This window comes from Rhizobium sp. Root1212, from assembly GCF_001424985.1.
GTDB lineage: Bacteria > Pseudomonadota > Alphaproteobacteria > Rhizobiales > Rhizobiaceae > Pararhizobium.
In genome coordinates this window covers 406,309-426,414 of the sequence record NZ_LMDA01000001.1, presented here as the reverse complement: position 1 = coordinate 426,414, position 20,106 = coordinate 406,309, and the positions used below count along the sequence as shown (strand labels likewise).

Below are 20,106 nucleotides of genomic sequence, written 5' to 3'. Positions count from 1 at the left end.
CAGGCGCCCGATTCGGAAAACAAACGACCCGGAAACGGCCCGTTACGAGACTGGCTTTGCCGCGACGAGAAACATTTATCGGTAGACGACGACCGACCCGTTCCAACCCCAGGGGCCGTCGTCATAGCCGCCATAGCGAAAGGCGCGGCGCTCGGCGCTGCGGTCGAGATCGATGCGCTGCAGGCAGGTGGCGAAGCTGTCGGTGCCGCGGCGGAAACCGTAGGAAAGGCAGGTATTCTCGTCGTTGGCGCGCCGCTCTTCCGGCGTCATCGTCTGGCAGCCGCCGAGAAGGGCGGCAAGGACGGCAATCGTTGTAATCTGGCAAGCGCGCATCGCTAACTCCGAAGCCGCATATTCGCGACCGCAAGCCTGAAACAGCGGCGGCACGCAAAGCCGCCTTCGCGCGGCCCATGCCCGAAAACTATCGTTCAACCCCTGTGCAATCAAGGGCTTGACGAAACAGGCGTTAATTCAACAATCAAATACGCCGCAATACATCGACGAAGGCGCCGGCAAAGCTTTGCAGGCAGGCGGTCTCTTCTGTCGGGCGTTCGATGCGGATGGTGGTGCCGCCGGGTTCGAGGCAGGCAAAGACGGTGTTCGCCGCACCCTCCCGCGGCAGCCGCAGGACGGCGATGCGCTCGCAATTGGTGATCAGGCCCGAGGCCGGCAGTTCGAACAGAAGCTCGCCGCCGATCGCCGAAACCGCCGTCGCCACATGGGTGCTGAAACCGTCCCGGCCGGCCGCATAGCCATCGAGCGACAGTTCCAGTTCCAGAAGCTTCATGGTGAGAACGGAATTGGCGGGGCGGGGGGCGTTCGGTGGCTGTCCGGCAAGCTTCGATGGCTCGCTTGCGGGTTTCGGGTCGGATGGAAGCATGGTCTTCTCCCTCTCTTGGCCTTGAACGCGGCGACCTTGCGGAGCGAGAGTGGCGAATTTGCGGCATCGCCGCTGCCCGCGCGGACAGCCGCACGCAACGGATGAGACTTGTCCCGCGCTCACGCGAAACACGGTCCTCTCGTTTTTTGTGCCGGCCAGCGATGCAAAACCGCTGCAGATTTTTCCGCGGCATGCTTTATACGAAACACAGGCGAGGAACCGGCAGAGAGCATGATGATCAAATATGAGCGCCCGATATCCCATGCCGCCCAATGGGCCCGCGGGATCGCGCGGTTTTCCTGCGGCCTGTTTCTTGTCGCCGTTCTTGCCCATCGTTTCGGGCCGCTGACGACCCCGCATCTGGTGGCGATCGTGATCTTTGCCGCAGGGCTTGCGGCGCTTGCCGTGCTGCTGGCGGTCATCGGCCTCGTGCGCCTGTGGCAGGTGGCGGCGGTCGGCGGTATCGCCAGTTTCGCCGCGCTCGTCTACGCCGCCGTTCCGCTCGGCGTCGCCGGCCTCGGCGGCTATGCCTATCTCACCAAGCCGGCAATCTACGACGTCAGCACCGATACGGTGACCCCGCCCGACTGGATCGAGCGCCCGGCCGCCGACCAGGGCTGGCTGCCGCGCGCGACAATGGTGACGCCCCAGGATCGCGAAGCCCAGATCGAGGCCTATCCCGGCCTCACCGGCCGGCGTTACGACGGCGCGCTCGACCGCGTCTTCCGCGGGGTGAAGACGGTTGCCGCCAATACCGGAATCGCGGTCGTGGCGACCGAAGGCGAGGAAAACGCCGAGGCCGATCTTGAAGATCTCGCGGTCAAGCCCGAGACCAGCACGCCCGCCGACAGCCAACCCGACAATGTGCCGGTGCCGATGTCGCGCCCGACATCCATCATGGCCGACCGGCCCGCGGGCCTGCGCGCTTCCGACATCCTGCTGCAGGGCGAATGGCGCTCGCCGATCGCCGGCTTCCGTTTCGATGTGCTGATCCGCCTGCGTGAGGAGGCCGAAACCACCTTCGTCGATATGCGGGTCGCGTCCCGCTACGGCCCGCACGAACTCGGCCTTGCGGCCGGCTTCGCCGATCAGTTCCTGCATGCGCTCGATGCCGAGCTGCTGGGGATCGCGGGCGATTGACGCCGCGTTACGACGCTCCGCCCGGCGCCAGCCGGTAGCGGCCGGAAAGCGAGGGCGGGCCATCGGTCTCGACCTGTCCGCGCTCGACCAGATCCTCGATATGGGCGAGCACCGAAAGGGCAGCCGCGCCATGCAGCCGCGGATCGGTGCTGGCATAGATCACCTTCACCATCTCGGGAATGGCGCTGTCACCGGCCTTGATCCGCTCCAGCACGGCGCGCTCGCGCATGCGCCGGTGGGCGCGAAGCCCGCGCAGAAAGGCGGCAGGCTCGACAAGCGCGCCGCCATGGCCCGGCAGATAGAGCCGGTCGTCGCGCGCCAGCAGTTTTTCCAGCGAGGCCATATAGTCGCTCATCGCCCCATCCGGCGGCGCGACGATGCTCGTCGCCCAGGCCATGACATGATCGGCGGAAAAGACGGTGCCGGTGCCTTCGAGCGCAAAGGCCGCATGGTTGGCGGTATGACCGGGCGTCAGCAGCGCCGTCAGCGCCCAGCCGTCGCCCGCCACCGTCTCGCCATCGGCAACAGCGATGTCCGGCACGAAATCCATGTCGGAGCTTTCGGCAAAGGGATTGACCTCACCCTCATGCAGCGGCCGGGCGGCGCGGTGGGGGCCTTCCGCCACGATCAGCGCGCCGGTCGCCTCCTTCAGCCGGCGGGCAAGCGGCGAGTGGTCGCGATGGGTGTGGCTGACGGCGATATGGGTCACCTCGCGGCCTTTCAGGGCCTGCATCAGCGCCTGGAAATGCGCCTCGTCCTGCGGGCCGGGATCGACGACAGCGACGGAGTGTTTTCCAACGATGTAGGAATTGGTGCCATGGAAGGTGAAGGGGCTCGGGTTGTTGACGGTGATGCGCTCCACACCCTCCGCGACCGGAACGGCTTGCCCGTAGGCCGGCTGGAATTCGAGGTTGAAATCCGGGCCTTCCATGTGCCTGCGCCTCACTTGTATTCGATCTCGATGAACGACATCGGCTCTGTTCCGGCATTGACGACATTGTGCTCCATGCCCGCCTCGCGCCGATAGGCGGCGCCTTTGGCGATATCCACCCGCCGGTCGCCGCCCGGCTCCTCCAGCAGGAACCGGCAATCGGTCATTGGCACGACGACATAGCCGAGCCCATGCACATGATGGCCGGTATCGGCGCCGGGCTCGAAATCCCAGCGGGTGATGCGCACCACGGCATCATCCAGAAGAATGGTGGCAACGGCGGGCGGGCGGGCACGAAATCTGCTCATCGGGATCTCCAGTTGCCGGACCCTACTGCAAATCGGCGGGGACCGGAACGAAGCGGCGGTAAAATTTCGGCATGTTTCGAAAGGCGGGAGAAGCGATCCAAAGAAATCGATCGAAAGCCGAAACTAAGGATTGTCGCGCCGCCTGTGCTTTGCTAATCAGGCCCTCGACCGCGCGGGCTTGCATCGTTCTCACGCAAAAATCCGTTCGATCCTGCTGGGGCGTCGCCAAGCGGTAAGGCACCGGTTTTTGGTACCGGCATTCCCAGGTTCGAATCCTGGCGCCCCAGCCACTATTCACCATCATGATTTGCGCAAGCGATGGACGCCTCTCCAAGGACGTGATTCGCATGCGGCTGCCGTTCACAAAAAAAAAGCCCGCGACATCTCGCAGGCTTTTCCATTTTCTCGACGTGTTGCCCGAAGGGCGATCAACCGGCCTTCGGGGCTTCCGTCTTGGCACCGCCGAGGAATTCCTCGCACCAGGTCGGGCCGTCGCCGCTGCGATGATCGCCGGCGACGCGGATGGAGCGGATGACGTAGTCGGACGAGACCGTCAGCTGTACCGAGCAGCTCAGATATTCCGTGCGGGCAGCCGAGATGCGCTTGCCACGCTTGCCATCCGGGCCCTTGGCATATTCGGCCGGAATGCGGCGGGTCTTGTAGCCGCCCTTCCAGGAATAGACGGTCGTGTCGCCGCTTTCGACATCCGCGGTCGGCGGGCCGAACTGGGCAAAGAAGGTGCCGGCCGGCTGGCCGTTCCAGCGGGCTTCGACGGCGTTTCGGGCCGGGCCGACGGTGGTGCAGCCGGCAAGCGCCAGCGCAAGGCCGGCGGCAGTCATCATGCGGAAATTCATCTCGGGATCGTCCTTTGATTTCGATCTGAAACAGCGCCTCCGGCGAAACGCAAACACCTGTGCGGCCGGGGTTTTCTCCCTGCGTCTAGCTCCAAACGCAAAGAAAGAAAATCACCGGCCGGCCACATTTCAGCAATTATTTGCAACGGTTGCGCCGCCGCTTACGATTTTTCCGGCGAACGCTGCAAAACCCGTCCTACGACGCGACTTCCAGCACCTCGGCGCAGCGCGACAGGCTGAGGCCGGCGCCGGTGGTGTCGTTGCTGGCGCGGATGCTGACGATCCTGTCGTCCGGCCCGGTCGAAATCTGCACCTCGCAGAAAAGCTCTTCCGTGCGCGCCGGCGAGATCACCCGTGGGCTGGTGTCGGCAATGCCGAAAGAGGTTTTCGTGGTGGTCGTCGTCGTCCGGTCTCCGTCCTCGTCGCGACGGGTCGTCGTGCGTGTCACGGATTTGGCAAAGGCATCGTCGTCGTCGGTGGGCTGCGCGTATTGCGCGGGAATGTAATTGGTCTTTTCTCCGCCGCGCCAGGTATAGACCGCGCCGCCGTTGTTGAGCGGAAAGCGCGAGACCGGAGGCCCATAGCGGGTGAAGAAGGCATCGGCCGGCTGGCCGGTCCAGCGCGACTGGATGGCGGTGTTGGCTTCCTCCGTCGTCGTGCAGCCGGAAAGCACAGCCGTAAGCGCTGCCGCAAACAGGATTCGGATTTTCATGATGTTCCCTTGGGTTTCCAGAAGCCCGGCGATCCCCTTCGCCGGTCCCTGAAAACAATCAGCGCAGGGCGCGCAGGGTCAAGCATTCGATGCTGGAATATCGAGTGCTTCCATGACCTTATCTGGACGCATCGCCGGTTTTGCGCGGCGCGCGGACGTGTCGCGAAAAGATTTCCACACACCCTGTCATTTTTCTGAAATTGGCGCTTGTCTCCGGCCGGATGCTATTCTATAGAGGCGCCACTGGTCACGGAGTGTAGCGCAGTCTGGTAGCGCACCACGTTCGGGACGTGGGGGTCGCAAGTTCGAATCTTGCCACTCCGACCAGTCGATAACGCCTTGTCCCGAAAGGCTTTCAGTCTAGTATCGCTTCATTCCCGGAAATCTAGTTCTAAATCACTGGCACAGTTCAGTGAGCTTTTGCGGCGTTTTTCTGAAATTGCGGGTGGTTGTGCAGATAACCGACCCGGTATTTGACAGTTGGAATCGGTCGCTCGTTTCCTGCATCGCGAGATTTCCGACCGCCCCCATAGCCGGGACATGAAAAAATCCCGCGAGCCGTGCCCGCGGGATCGTTCTGTTTCGATGTGATCGCTGTCGCGATCAGCCGTCGATTTCGTCGAGAATCTCGGCGGCCTTGCCGGCGGAGATGCGGCGTACTTCCGTTTCCTCGCGGCGGCTGGCGAAAAGCTCGCTCGCCATGATCTTGTCGGCGAGATCGGCGGGCAGCGACAGCAACACGCGGCTTTCCTCGGTATGGATGCCGCCGAGCGAAGAGCGCTTGGCGGTGATCATGCCGCCGGCCACCGTGTTGTTGGTGTCGGGATCGATCAGGATGAAGGCGCCGGTCGTGCGGTTCTGCTCATAGGCGTCGAACACGGCCTGTTCGTCGAAGGAGAGATGCACCTTGCCGATGGCGTTCATGCCGAGCGCTTCGGTGTGGTGGTTCCACTTGCCGTTCTTCAGGTCGAGAAGGCTCGACGGCTGCACGGTGACGCGCTGGCGGCGCGAGCCGCTCTTCAGCCAGTAGCGCTTGCCGGGCTGGATGCCGTCCGGCTGCAGCGCGACGATCTGGGCGTCAAAGGAAAGCCCGGTCTGCGGCTGGGCATCGATCGAAACGATCATGTCGCCGCGCGACACATCCACCTGACGGTCGAGAACCAGCGTGATCGCGTCGCCTGCGACGGCGGCGTTGCGCACGAGGTCGAAGGTGACGATCTTGGCGACATTGGCCACCATGCCCGAGGGCAGGATGACGACGCTGTCGCCTGGCTTCACCGCACCGCCGGCAACGGTGCCCTGATAGCCGCGGAAACTTTCGCCGGGACGGGAGACGCGCTGCACCGGCAGGCGGAAACCGACCGTCTGGGCCGAGCGCACGGTGGCAAGTTCCAGCACTTCGACCAGCGTCGGGCCTTCGTACCAGGGCATGGATGCCTTGCCGTCATAAACGACGTTTTCGCCCTTCAGCGCCGACACCGGGATCGCGGTGATCTGGCGCACGCCGAGCGACAGCGCCAGTTCCTTGAACTCGTGGCTGATCGCCTCGAAACGGGCACGGTCGTAGCCGGTGAGGTCGATCTTGTTGACGGCCAGCACGAACTGCTTGATGCCCATCAGCGTGGCGATGGTCGCATGGCGGCGGGTCTGTTCCAAAAGGCCGACACGGGCATCGACAAGAAGCACGGCCAGATCGGCGGTCGAGGCGCCGGTTGCCATGTTGCGTGTGTATTGCTCGTGGCCGGGGGTGTCGGCGACGATGAAGGCGCGCTTGTCGGTCGCGAAATAGCGATAGGCCACATCGATGGTGATGCCCTGTTCGCGCTCGGCCTGCAGGCCGTCCAGCAACAGCGCGAAATCCGGCAGGCCGAGATCGTTCTGCTTGCCTGAATCGCGGCGCAGGGTTGCGGCCTGGTCTTCCTTGACGGCCTTGGTATCCCAGAGCAGGCGGCCGATCAGGGTCGATTTGCCGTCATCGACGCTGCCGCAGGTGATGAGGCGCAGCGGGCGCGTGTCGCGCGGCTGGCGCTGGGCGTCGACGGCCGGAAAAGCGGTGATGGTGGCAGCGCCGGTCTCGGTCGCGGTCTGCGTTGCAGCAGCTTGGGCGGTAGCGGAAACGGTCATCAGAAGTATCCTTCGCGTTTTTTCTTTTCCATCGAGCCGGACTGGTCACGGTCGATGGCGCGGCCCTGACGTTCGGAAACGGTGGCAATTTCGAGTTCGGCGATGACGTCGTCGAGTGTGGCGGCCTCAGAGCGAATGGCGCCGGTCAGCGGCCAGCAACCCAGCGTGCGGAAGCGAATATTGTCTTCCTGGATCTGTTCGCCCGGCAGCGCCTCGAAGCGCGGGTCCTCGGCCCAGACCAGCATGCCGTCGCGTTCGACGAATTTGCGCTTGGCGGCGTAGTAGAGCGGCACCAGCGGAATGTCTTCCGCCTGGATGTAGCGCCAGATATCGACTTCGGTCCAGTTCGACAGCGGGAAAGCGCGCACGCTCTCGCCCTTGCGGATCATGCCGTTGTAGATGTTCCAGAGTTCCGGGCGCTGGTTGCGCGGGTCCCAGCGATGGTCGGGGGTGCGGAAGGAATAGATGCGTTCCTTGGCACGGCTGGCTTCTTCGTCGCGGCGGGCGCCGCCGAAGGCCGCATCGTAGCCGCCGGCGTCGAGCGCCTGTCGCAGGGCTTCCGTCTTCATGATATCGGTATAGAGCGCCGATCCATGGGTGAACGGTGTGATATTTTCGGCCTCACCGCGCGGATTTTTATGTTCGATCAGATCGAGGTCGTAGCGCTTGGCGATCTCGTCGCGGAATGCGATCATCTCCGGGAACTTCCAGCCCGTATTGACGTGCAGCAGCGGGAAGGGAACGCGTCCGGGATAAAAGGCCTTGCGGGCCAGATGCAGCAGCACGGACGAATCCTTGCCGATCGAATAGAGCATGACCGGCTTGTCAAACTCGGCGGCCACTTCGCGGAAGATGTGGATCGCCTCGTTTTCCAGCGCCTTCAGGTGCGGATCGAGAGGGGTTTTCGAGGTCTGCGGGTTGTGCAGTTCCGTTTCCGGAAGGGTCAAGGGCATTTCAAGTCTCCGGGAGTATCTGGGAGGCGAGGTTCGCGCGGTTATCGCGCGATGCTGCTCGCGGGAAGGGGCGATTGGGCGGAAGCTGCTTCGGCGACGTGAAGGCCGCATTCGCGCTTCTCATCGTTTTCCCACCACCAGCGGCCGGCGCGTTCGGGTTCGCCCGGCTTGATGGCGCGGGTACAGGGCTCGCAGCCGATCGAGGGGTAGCCGCGCGTGTGCAGCGGATTGACGGGGATGGCTTCGGCGGCCACATGCGCGTTGATCTCCTCGATCGTCCAGTCGGCGAGCGGGTTGATCTTGATCAGGCCGCGCTCCAGATCGGCCTCGGCGAAGGGCGTCTCGGCGCGATTGCCGGACTGGCCGCGGCGCAGGCCAGTGATCCAGAACGATGCGCCTTCGAGTGCACGCGCCAGCGGCTTCAGTTTGCGCACGCCGCAGCAGGCATGACGCGCCTCGACGCTGTCGTAGAAGCCGTTCAGGCCGTATTTCGCGGCATAGGCATCGATATCGTCCTGCTCGGGGCGGAAGCGGCGGATCAGGATGCCGTAGGTTTCTTCGGTCTTGTCGATGAGGGCGACGGTTTCGTTGAACAGGCGGCCGGTTTCCAGCGTTGAGACTTCGATGTCGTTCCGGCCTGTGGCGATCGCCGCGGTGATGACCTGATCCTCAATGCCGAGGCTGGTGGTGAAGACAGCCTTGCCCTCCAGGCTTGCGACGAGAGCAAGCCGGCCCGGAAGGTCGAGACCTTCGAGCTTTTGGCCTAGTGCCTGTGCGGCGGTTTCAAGCGGATGGGATGCCATGGAAACAGAAATCCTGATGTTGTCCGCGGAATATCGCAGCCGACGTCGCGGAAAGACAGGAAAACGGATTTCTAATGCTGCCGGGGAAGAGCAAATATCTCTCCAATCCCGGTCGATGAAAGAATATGGCAAGGCTGCGTCACTGTAAATCTCTAAATATATAAAAATAATAGATTATTATTTGACCTCAGCCGTTTCGTTCTTCTTCGCAAGGCCCATGCCCATGCCCATGCCCAGGCCCAGGCCAGCGCCTCCGCATTTCGAATGTCGGCACGGGCCGCCTTTCGGCGGCTAAACGCCGTTTGCGAATAAATATGATAAGAATCCTCATATTTTCTCCGCGTTAAACTTGACAATAATAGTCACCTTAATTAGCGGAGTTTCGTTGTTTCAATTTCTGCCTTTTTGGGGACACGCTCATGGCGATCACGATTACAGCTTACGATACTGACAAGAACGGTACCGGCATCGATGTTCTTTCCTATCTCAGCAAGTTCGACACCACCTTCACGCCCACCGGCCGTGGCGCGTTTTCGGGTGCAGACGGCATGTCCGGCAAGCAATATGCCGTCACCGACACCACGAAGACGGGTCTCGTCTTCGACGCCGGCAAGACCGACTGGGCCTACGACATGGGTAGCCACACGGTCTCCGGCTCGCTGAGCGCGCTCCGCTTCGGCACCAACACCGTTCTTGACGACGCGAAGCACACCTTCAAGCAGACGACGGATTTGAAAATCAGCGGCCTCGGCCTCGAAACCTCGGCCGCTGCCAATGAGCTGCGTTCGGGGCTGAGCGCCACCGACACGACCGGGCTCCTCACCCTCCTGAAGAAGAACAGCATCAACTTCGTCGGCAGCACCGGCAAGGACGTCTTCAAGAGCTTCGACAAGAACGACACGCTCGACGGCGGCGCCGGCGACGATACGCTCTATGGCCAGGGCGGCAACGACACGATCAAGGGCGGCGTCGGCAACGACAAGCTCGATGGCGGTGCCGGCGACGACACCGTTTACGGTCAGGATGGCAATGACACGATCAACGGCGGCGCGGGCATCGACAAGCTCTATGGCGGCAACGGCAACGACAAGCTCCTCGGTGGCGCGGGCAACGACACGCTGGCCGGCGATGCCGGTAATGACACGCTGAATGGCGGCGCCGGCAACGACACCCTGACGGGCGGCATCGGCAACGATACGCTGATCGGCGGCGCAGGCAAGGATACCTTCATCTTCAAGGCCGGCTCGGGCGTCGACAAGGTGCTCGATTTTGACGCCGGCGCCAGCACGGCGGGCGACATCCTGCAGCTCGACAAGACGGTTCTTTCGTCCTTCAACGCCGTCAAGGCGGCTGCGGTCGATACCGTGGATGGCGTGCTGATCAAGTTCGGCACCGGCTCGATCCTGCTTGAAGGCGTCGAAAAGGCCGACCTGCACGCCAACGACTTCTTCTTCGTCTGATACGCGCCAGTAGAATGGGAAAAAGGCCGGATGCTCAGCGTCCGGCCTTTTTGCGTGGGAAGCGACGACTACCGGTCGCTCACCGCCCAGCGCGGGTTGATCCACGGTTCCTGGTTGGAGCGGGGCAGGGGCTGCTTGCCGAGGATATGGTCGGCGGCCTTTTCGCCGGTCATGATCGAGGGGCCGTTGAGGTTGCCGTAGGTGATATCCGGGAAGATCGAACTATCCGCCACCCGCAGGCCGTCGATGCCGATGACCCGTGTTTCCGGGTCGACCACCGCCATCGGATCGTCCTTGGCCCCCATCTTGCAGGTGCCGCAGGGGTGATAGGCGCTTTCCAGATGCTCGCGCAGGAAGTCGTCGATCTGCTCGTCCGTCTGCACGTTTTCGCCCGGCTGGATTTCCGGCCCGCGGAATTCCTCGAAGGCCTTCTGGCTGAAGAGTTCGCGGGTGAGCCGCACGCAATGGCGGAATTTCACCCAGTCTTCCTCGGTGCTCATATAGTTGAAGCGGATGACCGGATCGGCCATCGGGTCGGAAGAGGCAAGCGTGACATTGCCGCGCGATTTCGAGTGGTTGTAGCCGACATGAACCTGGAAGCCGTGGCTCTTGGCCGCCGCCTTGCCGTCATAGGAGATGGCGACGGGCAGGAAGTGGAACTGGATATCCGGCTGCCGGATGCCCGGCGCCGAGCGCACGAAGGCGCAGGATTCGAACTGGTTGGAAGCGCCAAGCCCGGTGCCGGAAAACAGCCACTGCGCCCCCGCAACCCCTTGCCAGAACCACGGCAGCCACGAGTAAAGCGAGACCGGCTTGAGCGACACCTGCTGGAAATAAAATTCCATATGGTCCATCAGGTTGGCGCCGACGCCCGGTCTGTCGAGCTTCACCTCGATGCCCATCTCCTTCAGATGTGTCGCCGGGCCGATGCCCGACAGCATCAGGAGTTTCGGTGAATTGAAGGACGAGGCGGCGACGATGACCTCGCGATTGGCGCGGACGATCTCGATCTTGCCGCCCCGCTCGATTTCCACCCCGACGGCGCGGCCGTTCTCGATGACGATCCGGCGGGCGAAGCACTGCACCAGCTCGACATTCGGCCGCTTCAGCGCCGGCCTCAGATAGGCGTTGGCGGCAGACCAGCGGCGGGATTTCCAGATGGTCTGCTCCATCAGACCAAAACCTTCCTGCTTCTCGCCGTTATAATCGTCGGTCGTCTCGAAACCGGCCTCGCGGCCGGCCTCGACGAAGGCCTTGAACAGCGGGTTCTTCACCGGCCCGCGCTGGACATGCAGCGGCCCGTCGGTACCGCGCCAGCCGTCCTGGCCGCCATGGGAGGTTTCCATGCGCTTGAAATAGGGCAGCACGTCCGCATAGCCCCAACCCTTGGCCCCGGCGTCTTCCCAGCGGGTATAATCCTCTGCCGAGCCGCGTACATACACCATGCCGTTGATCGACGACGAGCCGCCGATCACCTTGCCGCGCGGCGCGGTGATACGCCGGTTGTTGAGGTTCGGCTCGGGCTCGGAGAGGTAACCCCAGTTGTAGCGCTTCATGCTCATCGGCCAGGCAAGGGCCGCCGGCATCTGGATGAACGGCCCGACATCCGAGCCGCCATATTCCAGCACCATGACGGTGTTCTTGCCGTCCTCGGAAAGACGGTAGGCCATGGCCGAGCCGGCCGAGCCGGAGCCGATGATGATGAAGTCTGCGTTTTGCATGAACGTCTCCGAAAACCAGATTGCCCCTCACCCTAGCCCTCTCCCTGCGCGCAGGGAGAGGGAACGACGGAGGTTGCCGTTTGCTTCATCTTCCACGGGGGAAGAGAGGGACGGCGGAATGTGCCACTTGTCCCCTTCTCCGCGTTCGCGGGGAGAAGGTGCCCGACAGGGCGGATGAGGGGCCTGTGCCTAACTCAATACGGCGCCTCGACCGGCGACATCGCCACATACACCGTCTTCAGCTCGGAATAGTGCTCCAGCGCCGCCACCGAGTTTTCGCGGCCGAAGCCGGATTGCTTGGAGCCGCCGAAGGGGATTTCGACCGGGGCGAGATTGTAGGTGTTGATCCAGAGCGTGCCCGCTTCCAGCCGGTTGACCACACGGTGGGCGCGGGTCAAGTCGGCGGTGAAGACGCCGGCCGAGAGACCGAATTCGGTCGCATTGGCCCGCGCAATCACCTCTTCCTCGCTGTCGAAATCGAGCACGCACATGACAGGCCCGAAGATCTCCTCTCGTGCGATTGTCATCGTGTCCTTGACGTCGGCAAACACGGTCGGCTGGATGTAGGTGCCTTCCGACGAAACCGAATTCGGGATGCCGCCGCCGGTGAGCAGCGTCGCGCCCTCGGCCTTGCCCTTGTCGACATAGGAGAAAACCTTGTCGAGCTGGGCGCGGGAGACCATCGGGCCAAGCTGCGTCGCCTCGTCCATCGGGTCGCCGATGACGATGGCTTCGGTGCGCTCCTTCAGGCGGGACAGGAACCTGTCCTTGATGCCCTTCTGCACGAAGACGCGGGTGCCGTTGGAGCAGACCTGTCCCGTCGAATAGAAATTGCCGAGCATCGCCCCGCCGATGGCGCTTTCGAGATCGGCATCGTCGAAGACGATCAGCGGCGACTTGCCCCCAAGTTCCATCGTCACATGCTTCAGATGACCGGCAGCGGCGGCTGCCACCTTGCGGCCGGTCGGCACCGAGCCGGTCAGCGATACCTTGGCGACATCGGGATGGTTGACCAGCAGCGGCCCGGTCTCGCGGTCGCCCTGGATGACGTTGTAGAGCCCCTTCGGCAAGCCGGCTTCGATGAGGATTTCGGCGATCTTCAGCGCGCCGAGCGGGGTGTTTTCCGAGGGCTTGAACACCATGGCATTGCCGGCGGCAAGGGCAGGCGCCCCCTTCCAGCAGGCGATCTGCTGCGGATAGTTCCAGGCGCCGATGCCGACGCAGACGCCGAGCGGCACGCGCTTGGTAAAGGCAAAATCGCCGCCGAGCGGGATATAGTCGCCGTTGAGCGCGGTCGCGACAACGCCGCCGAAGAACTCGAAACTGTCGGCGCCCGAGGTCGGGTCGGCGACGATGGTTTCCTGGATGGGCTTGCCGGTATCCAGCGTTTCAAGCTCGGAAAGTTCGCGGTTGCGCTCACGCATGATTTCGGCGGCGCGCTTGAGGACGCGGCCGCGGGCGGTCGGGCTCATCGCGGCCCATTCCGGCTGGGCGCGCTTGGCCGCCGCAATCGCTTTTTCGACGATCGCGGGGGTGGCCGCATGCAGCCGCGCGATCACCTCGCCGGTGGCGGGATAGATGCTTTCGAAGACGGTGCCGGCACTGTCCTCGACATATTCGCCGTCGATGAAGTGGGAAGCTTTCGGTTGTGCGCGCATGTTCTTATTCCCCGCGTGGATAGCGTTTGGTCTCTTCGAGATTGTCGAGGTTCATGTGGTTGCGCATGTAGCGCTCGGATGCCTTCTGCAGCGGCTGGTAATCCCAGGGATAATAGGAGCCGTTGCGCAATGCCTCGTAGACGATCCAGCGCCGCGCCTGGCTTTCGCGCACGGCGGCGTCGAAGGCTTCCATATCCCAGCGCGCGTCGCGCATTTCCTGAAAGGCGCGCAGCGTCGGCGCATGGGCGGGAACACCGGCGAGATTGGTGAGTTCGAGCGGATCGGCTTCGAGATCGAAGAGCTGGTCGGGATCAAGCTCGCAATGGATATATTTCCACTTGCCCTCGCGGATGCAGACGAGCGGGGCATAAGAACCTTCCGCCGCATATTCCATCACCACCGGCGATGTCCGCTCTTCGCCGTTGATGACCGGCACGAGGCTTTCGCCGTCGGTCCACGGCATGATCTCGTCCATGGAAATGCCGGCGAGATCGCAGAGCGTCGGCAGAATGTCGAGATTGGAAACCGGGGCCGGATGCAGGGCAGGCTTGATGCCGGGGCCGGCGACCATAAGCGGCACGCGGGCCGAACCCTCGAAGAAGTTCATCTTGAACCACAGCCCGCGCTCGCCGAGCATGTCGCCATGGTCGGAGCAGAACAGGATGATGGTATCATCCAGCATGCGGGTGCGGGTCAGCGTGTCGATCAGCTCGCCGACCTTCTCGTCGAGATAGGAGATATTGGCGAAATAGGCCCGGCGCGAGCGGCGAATATTGTCTTCCGTCACCGCGAAATTCTTATAGTCGCAGGAATGGACGATGCGCTGCGAATGCGGGTCCTGTTCGGCAAGCGGGATGTTACCGACGTCCGGCAGCAGATGATCGCAATCCTCGTAAAGGTCCCAGAATTTTTTACGCGCGACATAGGGATCGTGCGGATGGGTGAAGGAGACCGTCAGCGCCCAGGGGCGGCGGGCGGTATCGTCCTGCTCGCGCGAAAGCTGGTAGAGCTTCTGGTTGGCGAGGAAGGCGACCTCGTCGTCATATTCCATCTGGTTGGTGATTTCGGCGACGCCCGCACCGGTGACGGAGCCGAGATTGTGGTACCACCAGTCGATGCGCTCGCCGGGCTTGCGGTAGTCCGGCGTCCAGCCGAAATCGGCGGGGTAGATGTCGGTCGTCAGCCGCTCCTCGAAACCGTGCAGCTGGTCCGGCCCGACGAAGTGCATCTTGCCGGAAAGCGCCGTGTAATAGCCGGCCCGGCGCAGGTGGTGCGCATAGGTCGGGATCGACGAGATATATTCGGCGGCATTGTCATAGACCCGCGTGCGGCTCGGCAATTGCCCGGCCATCATCGAGGCGCGAGCCGGCGCGCAGAGCGGCGAGGAGGTATAGTTGTTGCGGAAGCGCGCCGAACGTTTCGCCAGTGCCTTCATATGCGGCGCATGCAGGAATTCCGCCGGGCCATCGGGAAAGAACTTTCCGTTCAACTGGTCGACCATGATGATGAGGATATTGGGTCGCCTGGCAGTCATGCGGCATGTCCTTTTTCGTTCAGAAGCCTTTGAAGATGGAGGGCGATGTAGTCGTCGGTCAGCGCGATCGAGGCCTCGGCCGTGATCGGCGAGGAGCCGAGCGCCCGGCGAATATAGAGCCCGTCGATCATGGCGGCTGTTCCTTCTGCGATGCGGTGTGCGTCGCTTGCGGAACAGAGGCGGCGCAGGCTGTCGACGAGGTTCGAATGCAGCCGGCGGGCATAGATCACCAGAAGCCGCCGCGTCGCCTCCGAGCACTGCGCTTCGGAGTAGAAGGCAAGCCAGGCGGCGATCGTCTGCGGTGTGAACTGATCGGCCTGGAAACTGACCCGAATGATCGCCGAAATCCGCGTCTGCGGATGCTGCTCCCCCTTCAGGGCGGCCACGGTATCGTCGCGCAATTGCCGTAGCAGGAAGCGGATGGTTTCGGTCAGCAACTGTTCCTTAGAGCCGAAATAATGATGGGCAAGGGCAGGGGAGACACCGGCCTTGCGGGCGATATCCGACATGGTCACCGACACTGTACCCCGGTCGCCGATCACCTTCAGCGCTGCATCCACCAGCGCCCGGCGCCGCACCGGTTCCATCCCGATCTTCGGCATGACATTTCCCCTCTATTGCCGGGCATGGTATTTTTGATTGAGCCGTCAATCAATAAAAAAATGATCGGCGGGAAGCTGGATTTGGCTTTGATTGCGGGGTGCGCGTGTTGCTAGTCTGCGGCGGTGGAATTGGCGGTGCCATCGTATAAGGTTGCCCCTCACCCTAACCCTCTCCCCGCAAGCGGGGAGAGGGGACGACGGAGTTTGCCGCTTGTCCCTTCCCCCCGCCTGCGGGGAGAAGGTGGCCGACAGGCCGGATGAGGGGCCGTTCCCATGCGAACAGCGAAAAACGGAGAGCGTGCATGGACAAGAACATCAAGGAAATCGACGGCGCCTGCCATTGCGGCACGGTTCGCTTTCACGTGCGCCTGACGGATGGCCTCAACACCGCCCGCCGCTGCACCTGCTCCTATTGTCGCATGCGCGGCGCTGTCGCCGTCTCCACCGAACTCGATGGCATCGAGATCACCGAGGGCGAGGAGGCCCTGACGCTCTATCAATTCAACACGATGTCGGCGAAGCATTATTTCTGCTCGAAGTGCGGCATCTACACCCATCATCAGCGCCGCTCGAACCCGCGGCAATACGGCGTCAACGCCGCCTGCCTGAACGGCGTCAGTCCCTTCGATTTCGAAAGCGTTCCGGTCATGGACGGCGTCGCCCACCCGTCCGACAACGGCGGGGTCGCGCGCATCGCCGGAACCCTGACCTTCACGCCCGCGGCATCGTCATGAAATCGCTCTTTTTCTCCTGGCAAGTCTGGGCGCTGCTGTCGGCCGTCTTCGCGGCGCTGACGGCGATCTTCGCCAAGGTCGGCATCGAGAGCGTGCAGTCCGATTACGCGACCTTCGTGCGCACCATCGTCATCCTCTGTGCGATCACTGCCATGCTGTTCCTCACGAATGGCTGGCAGTCGCCCTCCACTATCCCCGCGCGCAGCTGGATTTTCCTCGTGCTGTCGGGCTTGGCGACCGGCGCCTCGTGGCTCTGCTATTTCCGTGCGCTGAAGATCGGCAATGCCGCACAGGTCGCCCCGGTCGACAAGCTCAGCGTCGTGCTGGTCGCGGTCTTCGCGGCGGTCTTCCTCGGCGAGCGGCTTTCCGTCGCCCACTGGTTTGCCGTCGGCATGATCGCGGCGGGCGCGGTGCTGCTGGCGATCAAGATCTGAAGGCCGCGCGGCGACTGTTTTTTCCTGCTTCCCTTATGGGTTGAAATGCGGCTTTATTCCATGAGTTCAGAGTGGGAGTTCGATCATGGCCTTGGATTCAGTTGCCAGACAGACCTTGAGCAGCAAGTGGGGATGGTTCGTCGCGCTCGGCGTCCTGCTCGTCATGGGCGGCGGCATCGCGCTTGCCAATCTCTTGGCCGCGACGGTCGTTTCAGTCTTCTACGTCGGCGCCATCATGCTGGTCGCCGGGCTTTTGCAGCTCGGCCATGCCTTCCGGGTGAAGGACTGGAAAAGCGTGTTCTATTGGGGACTTGCCGGGCTTTGCTACACCGTCGCCGGTATCTTCGCCTTCCTCAATCCGCTGCTCGCCTCGGCGGTGCTGACGTTGATCATGGGCACGGCCCTTCTGGTTGCCGGCCTGTTCCGCATCTGGTCGGGCTTTGCGCTCCGGCCGATCAAGGGCTGGGGATGGATTGCGCTGGGCGGCCTCGTGACGCTGCTCGCCGGCCTCATCATCATCGCCGGCTGGCCGGTCAACAGCCTGTGGATTCTGGGCCTGTTCCTGGCGATCGACATCACCATGCAGGGGCTTGCGCTGATCGCCTTCGGCGTTCTCGCAAAGGCATGAATCAATTCTGTAAAAGAAATACATAAACTACTGAAATCATGAGTTGTTTTTCCGCAGCCCCGCGGTTGCGGAAAACATTTCAGCCGTCGTGAAAGCTTCACAAAACTTTCACGCGCGGGAAAGCTTTCATTGACACTTCGGCCCGAATGTCACGCCTGAGCCGCGCTCCTGCCGGGGTGGGCACCGTGATCCTTTGCCCGGAGTTTCCATGTCCGCCGCCGCTGCTGCCGAAATGCTGTCGCTCCGCCGTTTCGGCGATGACCAGATCGTCACGCTCGCCAAGCTGGTGATCGAAAACGCCTTCCAGCCGATTGTCGAGGCGGCAACCGGCGCCGTCTTCGGCTACGAGACCCTTATGCGCGGCTTCGAGCGGCTCGGCTTTTCCTCGCCGCTGGAACTGCTCGACAGGGCGGAGGAGACCGGTCAGCTCATGGCGCTGGAGCACATGATCAACAGCCGCGCCTTTGCCGGTTTCGCGGGCCTTGCCGATTTTTCCTCGCGAACCTTGTTCGTCAATTTCGATGCCCGGCTGATCGGCATGGAGGGCGATATCGTCGAGCGCCTCGGCAGCCACCTGAAGCGCGCCGAGATTCCGCCGTCCTGCATCTGCTTCGAGCTTTCCGAACGCTTCGACAACCTGCGCATGCCGGCCTTTGCCGATCTCATCAAGCGGCTTCGGCTTGCCGGCTTCAAGCTGGCGCTCGATGATTTCGGCGTCGGCTTCAACGGCCTGAAGCTGCTCTGCGACCAGCCGGTCGACTATGTGAAGATCGACCGGCATTTCATCTCCGGCATCGAAGGCAATGCGCGCAAGCGTCATCTGGTGCGCCACATCGTCAATACCGCCCATGTGCTGGGCACCCGCGTCGTGGCGGAAGGCGTGGAGACGGAGGCGGAGTTTTCCACCTGCCGCGATCTCGGCTGCGATCTGGTGCAGGGCTATTTCGTCGCCCGTCCGACCGTACATTTCGGCGAGCTGCAGCCCTCCTATCCGCATCTCGTGCAGACCGCCGAGGTGCGCCGCCCCTCCGCTTCGCTCGACAGCATTCTCATTAGAAAGCAGATCGAGCAGGTGCCGGCCGTCAACGAGGCAAGCGGGCTTGATTCTGTCTTCGAACTGTTCCGCAAGTCACCGCAGCGGAGTTTCTTTCCGGTGCTGAATGCCAATGGCGAACCGCGCGGCGTGCTGCACGAATATCATGTGAAGGAGATGATCTATCATCCCTTCGGCCGCGATCTCCTGAAGAACCACATCTACCAGCGCCACATCGCCCATTTCGTCAGCCCCGCGCCGATCGCCGATCTCGAAACCCCGGCCGAGGATATGCTGAAGATCTTTGCCGGCATGGATGGCAGCGATTGTGTGATTCTGACCGAAAACATGCGTTACGCCGGCATTCTGTCGGCCTCCTCGCTCCTGAAGATCATCAACGAAAAACAGCTGAAGCTCGCCCAGGAGCAGAACCCGCTGACCGGCCTGCCGGGCAACCGCGCGATCCGGGACTACGTGCAGGAAGCCGTGCTCGATGGCGATGAGACGCGCTATTTCTGCTATTGCGATTTCGACAGCTTCAAGCCGTTCAACGATCATTACGGCTTCCAGAAGGGCGATGTCGCCATCTCGCTGTTTGCCGCGCTGATGCGCCGCCATTTCATTGGCGAGGAAAAATTCCTCGGCCATGTCGGCGGCGACGATTTCTTCATCGGGGTGCGCGGCTGGACGCGATGCGAACTGGAGGAGGTCCTGACCCGCATCCTCGACGAATTCCGCGTCGATATCCGCCAGCATTATTCCGCCGAGCATCAGGCCGCAGGCTACATGACCGGTCATGGCCGCAGCGGCGAGACCACATATTTTCCGCTGATGCGCTGCTCGATTGCGGTGCTGGAACTGCCGCAAGGCTTCGTCTTCTCGGATGCGCCGGCCGTTACCGCGCGGATTGCCGGCCTGAAGACGCTTGCCAAGGAAAGCGACGAGGGCCTCGTCTTCGGCGCCTTCGGTCACCACGGGGATTAGGTCTTGCAAAACGAAACGGACCGGAGCCCGTCATGGACCCCGGTCCGTCCTGCATGATCCCGAAGCGTCTTAGCCGCGGTCGGGTACGCTCATGCGCGAGAACGGCGGCGCGCTCATTTCACGATGGTCACGGCGGTCGCCTGATGTTTCTTGCCCACCATGTCATAGGCTATCTTGACCTTTTCTCCGATCTTCAGGCCGGGGTCCTTGAAGTTCGCGGGCAGCATGTAGTGCGTCCCGTCCTTGAGGGTCAGCGTCAGGGCCTTGGTATCGAAGGCCTTGATCGTCCCGGTCGTCATGCTGGCGGCAAAGGCTGCGGTCGACATGGCAAGGGCGGAGAAAACGGTAAGGGAAGTCAGAAGAGCACGCATCGGTGTCGTCCTTGATCGATCCCCTGAGCGGGTTTCATTGAACAATGAAACGGTCTCAGGGATGCGGAGCGAAGAAACCGTCTCGAAACGTCGTGTCGCGGCATGAGGGGGGGAGGGAGCCGCCGGCGTTTCCCGATTTCACAACGGACGCTAGACCCGCCCGCCGGCCCGTTCAAATTAAAGAAACTTAATTTTGCAGCCTCAGGTTTCGTCGCAATTTTGCCTTGGTGCAGCGCAGCGCC

General features: G+C 62.6%; 21 protein-coding genes and 2 tRNA genes. 9 read left to right on the top strand and 14 right to left on the bottom strand.

Features of this window, described 5'->3' with window-relative positions; translation table 11 throughout:
- Positions 1–75 precede the first annotated feature (75 nt).
- Together ASC86_RS02085 and ASC86_RS02080 are read right to left on the bottom strand one after the other, a co-directional pair.
- Positions 76–333 (bottom strand): hypothetical protein, encoded by a 258-nt coding sequence (locus ASC86_RS02085; protein ID WP_056315375.1) that lies wholly within the window; start codon positions 331–333, stop codon positions 76–78.
- A 145-nt stretch (positions 334–478) separates the two neighbouring features.
- Complete coding sequence (locus ASC86_RS02080; protein WP_056315373.1) at positions 479–880, bottom strand: hypothetical protein; 402 nt, start codon at positions 878–880, stop codon at positions 479–481.
- Positions 881–1,111: 231 nt separating this feature from the next.
- Between ASC86_RS02080 and ASC86_RS02075 the strand changes: the two genes are divergently transcribed.
- Complete coding sequence (locus ASC86_RS02075; RefSeq protein ID WP_056315371.1) at positions 1,112–2,020, top strand: DUF1499 domain-containing protein; 909 nt, start codon at positions 1,112–1,114, stop codon at positions 2,018–2,020.
- 7 nt (positions 2,021–2,027) lie between these two features.
- On the opposite strand, the gene ASC86_RS02070 is transcribed toward ASC86_RS02075, so the two are convergent.
- Complete coding sequence (locus ASC86_RS02070) at positions 2,028–2,951, bottom strand: MBL fold metallo-hydrolase (protein ID WP_056315369.1); 924 nt, start codon at positions 2,949–2,951, stop codon at positions 2,028–2,030.
- An 11-nt stretch (positions 2,952–2,962) separates the two neighbouring features.
- Positions 2,963–3,259 (bottom strand): cupin domain-containing protein, encoded by a 297-nt coding sequence (locus tag ASC86_RS02065; RefSeq protein WP_056315367.1) that lies wholly within the window; start codon positions 3,257–3,259, stop codon positions 2,963–2,965.
- Positions 3,260–3,474: 215 nt separating this feature from the next.
- Here ASC86_RS02065 and ASC86_RS02060 point away from each other — a divergent pair.
- Positions 3,475–3,549 (top strand) — tRNA-Gln (locus tag ASC86_RS02060).
- A 138-nt stretch (positions 3,550–3,687) separates the two neighbouring features.
- Here the strand turns inward: ASC86_RS02060 and ASC86_RS02055 are convergent.
- Complete coding sequence (locus ASC86_RS02055; protein ID WP_056315365.1) at positions 3,688–4,113, bottom strand: hypothetical protein; 426 nt, start codon at positions 4,111–4,113, stop codon at positions 3,688–3,690.
- Positions 4,114–4,309: 196 nt separating this feature from the next.
- Positions 4,310–4,825 (bottom strand): hypothetical protein, encoded by a 516-nt coding sequence (locus ASC86_RS02050; protein ID WP_056315363.1) that lies wholly within the window; start codon positions 4,823–4,825, stop codon positions 4,310–4,312.
- A 250-nt stretch (positions 4,826–5,075) separates the two neighbouring features.
- On the opposite strand from ASC86_RS02050, the gene ASC86_RS02045 reads away from it, so the two are divergent.
- Positions 5,076–5,152: transfer RNA gene (locus tag ASC86_RS02045), tRNA-Pro, on the top strand.
- A 276-nt stretch (positions 5,153–5,428) separates the two neighbouring features.
- Here the strand turns inward: ASC86_RS02045 and cysN are convergent.
- Genes cysN through ASC86_RS02030 form a run of 3 tightly spaced genes read right to left on the bottom strand, consistent with a single transcriptional unit; the run spans position 5,429 to position 8,705 of the window.
- Positions 5,429–6,949, bottom strand: coding sequence for a sulfate adenylyltransferase subunit CysN (cysN, locus tag ASC86_RS02040; RefSeq protein ID WP_056315360.1), 1,521 nt, complete (start codon positions 6,947–6,949; stop codon positions 5,429–5,431).
- Positions 6,949–7,902, bottom strand: coding sequence for a sulfate adenylyltransferase subunit CysD (gene cysD / locus ASC86_RS02035; protein ID WP_056315358.1), 954 nt, complete (start codon positions 7,900–7,902; stop codon positions 6,949–6,951). Before cysD ends, cysN begins: the two co-directional genes overlap by 1 nt.
- 41 nt (positions 7,903–7,943) lie before the next feature.
- On the bottom strand, positions 7,944–8,705 hold the full coding sequence (locus tag ASC86_RS02030; RefSeq protein ID WP_056315356.1) for a phosphoadenylyl-sulfate reductase: 762 nt from the start codon (positions 8,703–8,705) through the stop codon (positions 7,944–7,946).
- On the opposite strand from ASC86_RS02030, the gene ASC86_RS25515 reads away from it, so the two are divergent.
- The gene (locus ASC86_RS25515; protein WP_156386868.1) at positions 8,704–8,853 is read left to right on the top strand and encodes a hypothetical protein; all 150 of its coding nucleotides are present in this window, start codon (positions 8,704–8,706) and stop codon (positions 8,851–8,853) included. The genes ASC86_RS02030 and ASC86_RS25515 overlap by 2 nt on opposite strands.
- 271 nt (positions 8,854–9,124) lie before the next feature.
- A complete protein-coding gene (locus tag ASC86_RS02025) occupies positions 9,125–10,165 on the top strand; it encodes a calcium-binding protein (protein ID WP_056315354.1) in 1,041 nt (346 codons plus the stop codon).
- A 68-nt stretch (positions 10,166–10,233) separates the two neighbouring features.
- On the opposite strand, the gene betA is transcribed toward ASC86_RS02025, so the two are convergent.
- The 4 genes from betA to betI all read right to left on the bottom strand — a co-directional run bounded on the left by betA (position 10,234) and on the right by betI (position 15,680).
- Positions 10,234–11,886: a choline dehydrogenase gene (gene betA / locus ASC86_RS02020; protein ID WP_056315352.1), complete on the bottom strand. Its 1,653-nt coding sequence runs from the start codon at positions 11,884–11,886 to the stop codon at positions 10,234–10,236.
- A 194-nt stretch (positions 11,887–12,080) separates the two neighbouring features.
- Complete coding sequence (gene betB, locus ASC86_RS02015) at positions 12,081–13,544, bottom strand: betaine-aldehyde dehydrogenase (protein ID WP_056315350.1); 1,464 nt, start codon at positions 13,542–13,544, stop codon at positions 12,081–12,083.
- 4 nt (positions 13,545–13,548) lie between these two features.
- Positions 13,549–15,078, bottom strand: a complete 1,530-nt coding sequence (gene betC / locus ASC86_RS02010) for a choline-sulfatase (protein WP_056315348.1) — start codon at positions 15,076–15,078, stop codon at positions 13,549–13,551.
- Complete coding sequence (gene betI / locus ASC86_RS02005; RefSeq protein ID WP_056315346.1) at positions 15,075–15,680, bottom strand: transcriptional regulator BetI; 606 nt, start codon at positions 15,678–15,680, stop codon at positions 15,075–15,077. Before betI ends, betC begins: the two co-directional genes overlap by 4 nt.
- Positions 15,681–15,982: 302 nt before the next feature.
- Between betI and ASC86_RS02000 the strand changes: the two genes are divergently transcribed.
- From ASC86_RS02000 to ASC86_RS01985, 4 genes are all read left to right on the top strand, one after another.
- A complete protein-coding gene (locus ASC86_RS02000) occupies positions 15,983–16,414 on the top strand; it encodes a GFA family protein (RefSeq protein ID WP_056315344.1) in 432 nt (143 codons plus the stop codon).
- Positions 16,411–16,848, top strand: coding sequence for an EamA family transporter (locus ASC86_RS01995; RefSeq protein WP_056315342.1), 438 nt, complete (start codon positions 16,411–16,413; stop codon positions 16,846–16,848). Before ASC86_RS02000 ends, ASC86_RS01995 begins: the two co-directional genes overlap by 4 nt.
- Positions 16,849–16,933: 85 nt before the next feature.
- Positions 16,934–17,476 carry an HdeD family acid-resistance protein gene (locus ASC86_RS01990; RefSeq protein WP_056315340.1) on the top strand — a complete coding sequence of 181 codons (543 nt, stop codon included), beginning with the start codon at positions 16,934–16,936 and terminating at the stop codon, positions 17,474–17,476.
- A 208-nt stretch (positions 17,477–17,684) separates the two neighbouring features.
- The gene (locus ASC86_RS01985; protein ID WP_056315338.1) at positions 17,685–19,493 is read left to right on the top strand and encodes a GGDEF domain-containing protein; all 1,809 of its coding nucleotides are present in this window, start codon (positions 17,685–17,687) and stop codon (positions 19,491–19,493) included.
- A 113-nt stretch (positions 19,494–19,606) separates the two neighbouring features.
- Here ASC86_RS01985 and ASC86_RS01980 read toward each other — a convergent pair whose 3' ends face one another.
- Complete coding sequence (locus ASC86_RS01980) at positions 19,607–19,864, bottom strand: DUF1344 domain-containing protein (RefSeq protein WP_056315335.1); 258 nt, start codon at positions 19,862–19,864, stop codon at positions 19,607–19,609.
- Between the last annotated feature and the right edge of the window lie 242 nt (positions 19,865–20,106).

What these genes read in the sequence shown, in the direction of transcription:
- ASC86_RS02085 (WP_056315375.1), bottom strand. Translation starts at nt 333, where the DNA reads ATGCGCGCTTGCCAGATTACAACGATTGCCGTCCTTGCCGCCCTTCTC.
- ASC86_RS02080 (WP_056315373.1), bottom strand. Translation starts at nt 880, where the DNA reads ATGCTTCCATCCGACCCGAAACCCGCAAGCGAGCCATCGAAGCTTGCC.
- ASC86_RS02075 (WP_056315371.1), top strand. Translation starts at nt 1,112, where the DNA reads ATGATGATCAAATATGAGCGCCCGATATCCCATGCCGCCCAATGGGCC.
- ASC86_RS02070 (WP_056315369.1), bottom strand. Translation starts at nt 2,951, where the DNA reads ATGGAAGGCCCGGATTTCAACCTCGAATTCCAGCCGGCCTACGGGCAA.
- ASC86_RS02065 (WP_056315367.1), bottom strand. Translation starts at nt 3,259, where the DNA reads ATGAGCAGATTTCGTGCCCGCCCGCCCGCCGTTGCCACCATTCTTCTG.
- ASC86_RS02055 (WP_056315365.1), bottom strand. Translation starts at nt 4,113, where the DNA reads ATGAATTTCCGCATGATGACTGCCGCCGGCCTTGCGCTGGCGCTTGCC.
- ASC86_RS02050 (WP_056315363.1), bottom strand. Translation starts at nt 4,825, where the DNA reads ATGAAAATCCGAATCCTGTTTGCGGCAGCGCTTACGGCTGTGCTTTCC.
- cysN (WP_056315360.1), bottom strand. Translation starts at nt 6,949, where the DNA reads ATGACCGTTTCCGCTACCGCCCAAGCTGCTGCAACGCAGACCGCGACC.
- cysD (WP_056315358.1), bottom strand. Translation starts at nt 7,902, where the DNA reads ATGCCCTTGACCCTTCCGGAAACGGAACTGCACAACCCGCAGACCTCG.
- ASC86_RS25515 (WP_156386868.1), top strand. Translation starts at nt 8,704, where the DNA reads ATGGAAACAGAAATCCTGATGTTGTCCGCGGAATATCGCAGCCGACGT.
- ASC86_RS02030 (WP_056315356.1), bottom strand. Translation starts at nt 8,705, where the DNA reads ATGGCATCCCATCCGCTTGAAACCGCCGCACAGGCACTAGGCCAAAAG.
- ASC86_RS02025 (WP_056315354.1), top strand. Translation starts at nt 9,125, where the DNA reads ATGGCGATCACGATTACAGCTTACGATACTGACAAGAACGGTACCGGC.
- betA (WP_056315352.1), bottom strand. Translation starts at nt 11,886, where the DNA reads ATGCAAAACGCAGACTTCATCATCATCGGCTCCGGCTCGGCCGGCTCG.
- betB (WP_056315350.1), bottom strand. Translation starts at nt 13,544, where the DNA reads ATGCGCGCACAACCGAAAGCTTCCCACTTCATCGACGGCGAATATGTC.
- betC (WP_056315348.1), bottom strand. Translation starts at nt 15,078, where the DNA reads ATGACTGCCAGGCGACCCAATATCCTCATCATCATGGTCGACCAGTTG.
- betI (WP_056315346.1), bottom strand. Translation starts at nt 15,680, where the DNA reads ATGCCGAAGATCGGGATGGAACCGGTGCGGCGCCGGGCGCTGGTGGAT.
- ASC86_RS02000 (WP_056315344.1), top strand. Translation starts at nt 15,983, where the DNA reads ATGGACAAGAACATCAAGGAAATCGACGGCGCCTGCCATTGCGGCACG.
- ASC86_RS01995 (WP_056315342.1), top strand. Translation starts at nt 16,411, where the DNA reads ATGAAATCGCTCTTTTTCTCCTGGCAAGTCTGGGCGCTGCTGTCGGCC.
- ASC86_RS01990 (WP_056315340.1), top strand. Translation starts at nt 16,934, where the DNA reads ATGGCCTTGGATTCAGTTGCCAGACAGACCTTGAGCAGCAAGTGGGGA.
- ASC86_RS01985 (WP_056315338.1), top strand. Translation starts at nt 17,685, where the DNA reads ATGTCCGCCGCCGCTGCTGCCGAAATGCTGTCGCTCCGCCGTTTCGGC.
- ASC86_RS01980 (WP_056315335.1), bottom strand. Translation starts at nt 19,864, where the DNA reads ATGCGTGCTCTTCTGACTTCCCTTACCGTTTTCTCCGCCCTTGCCATG.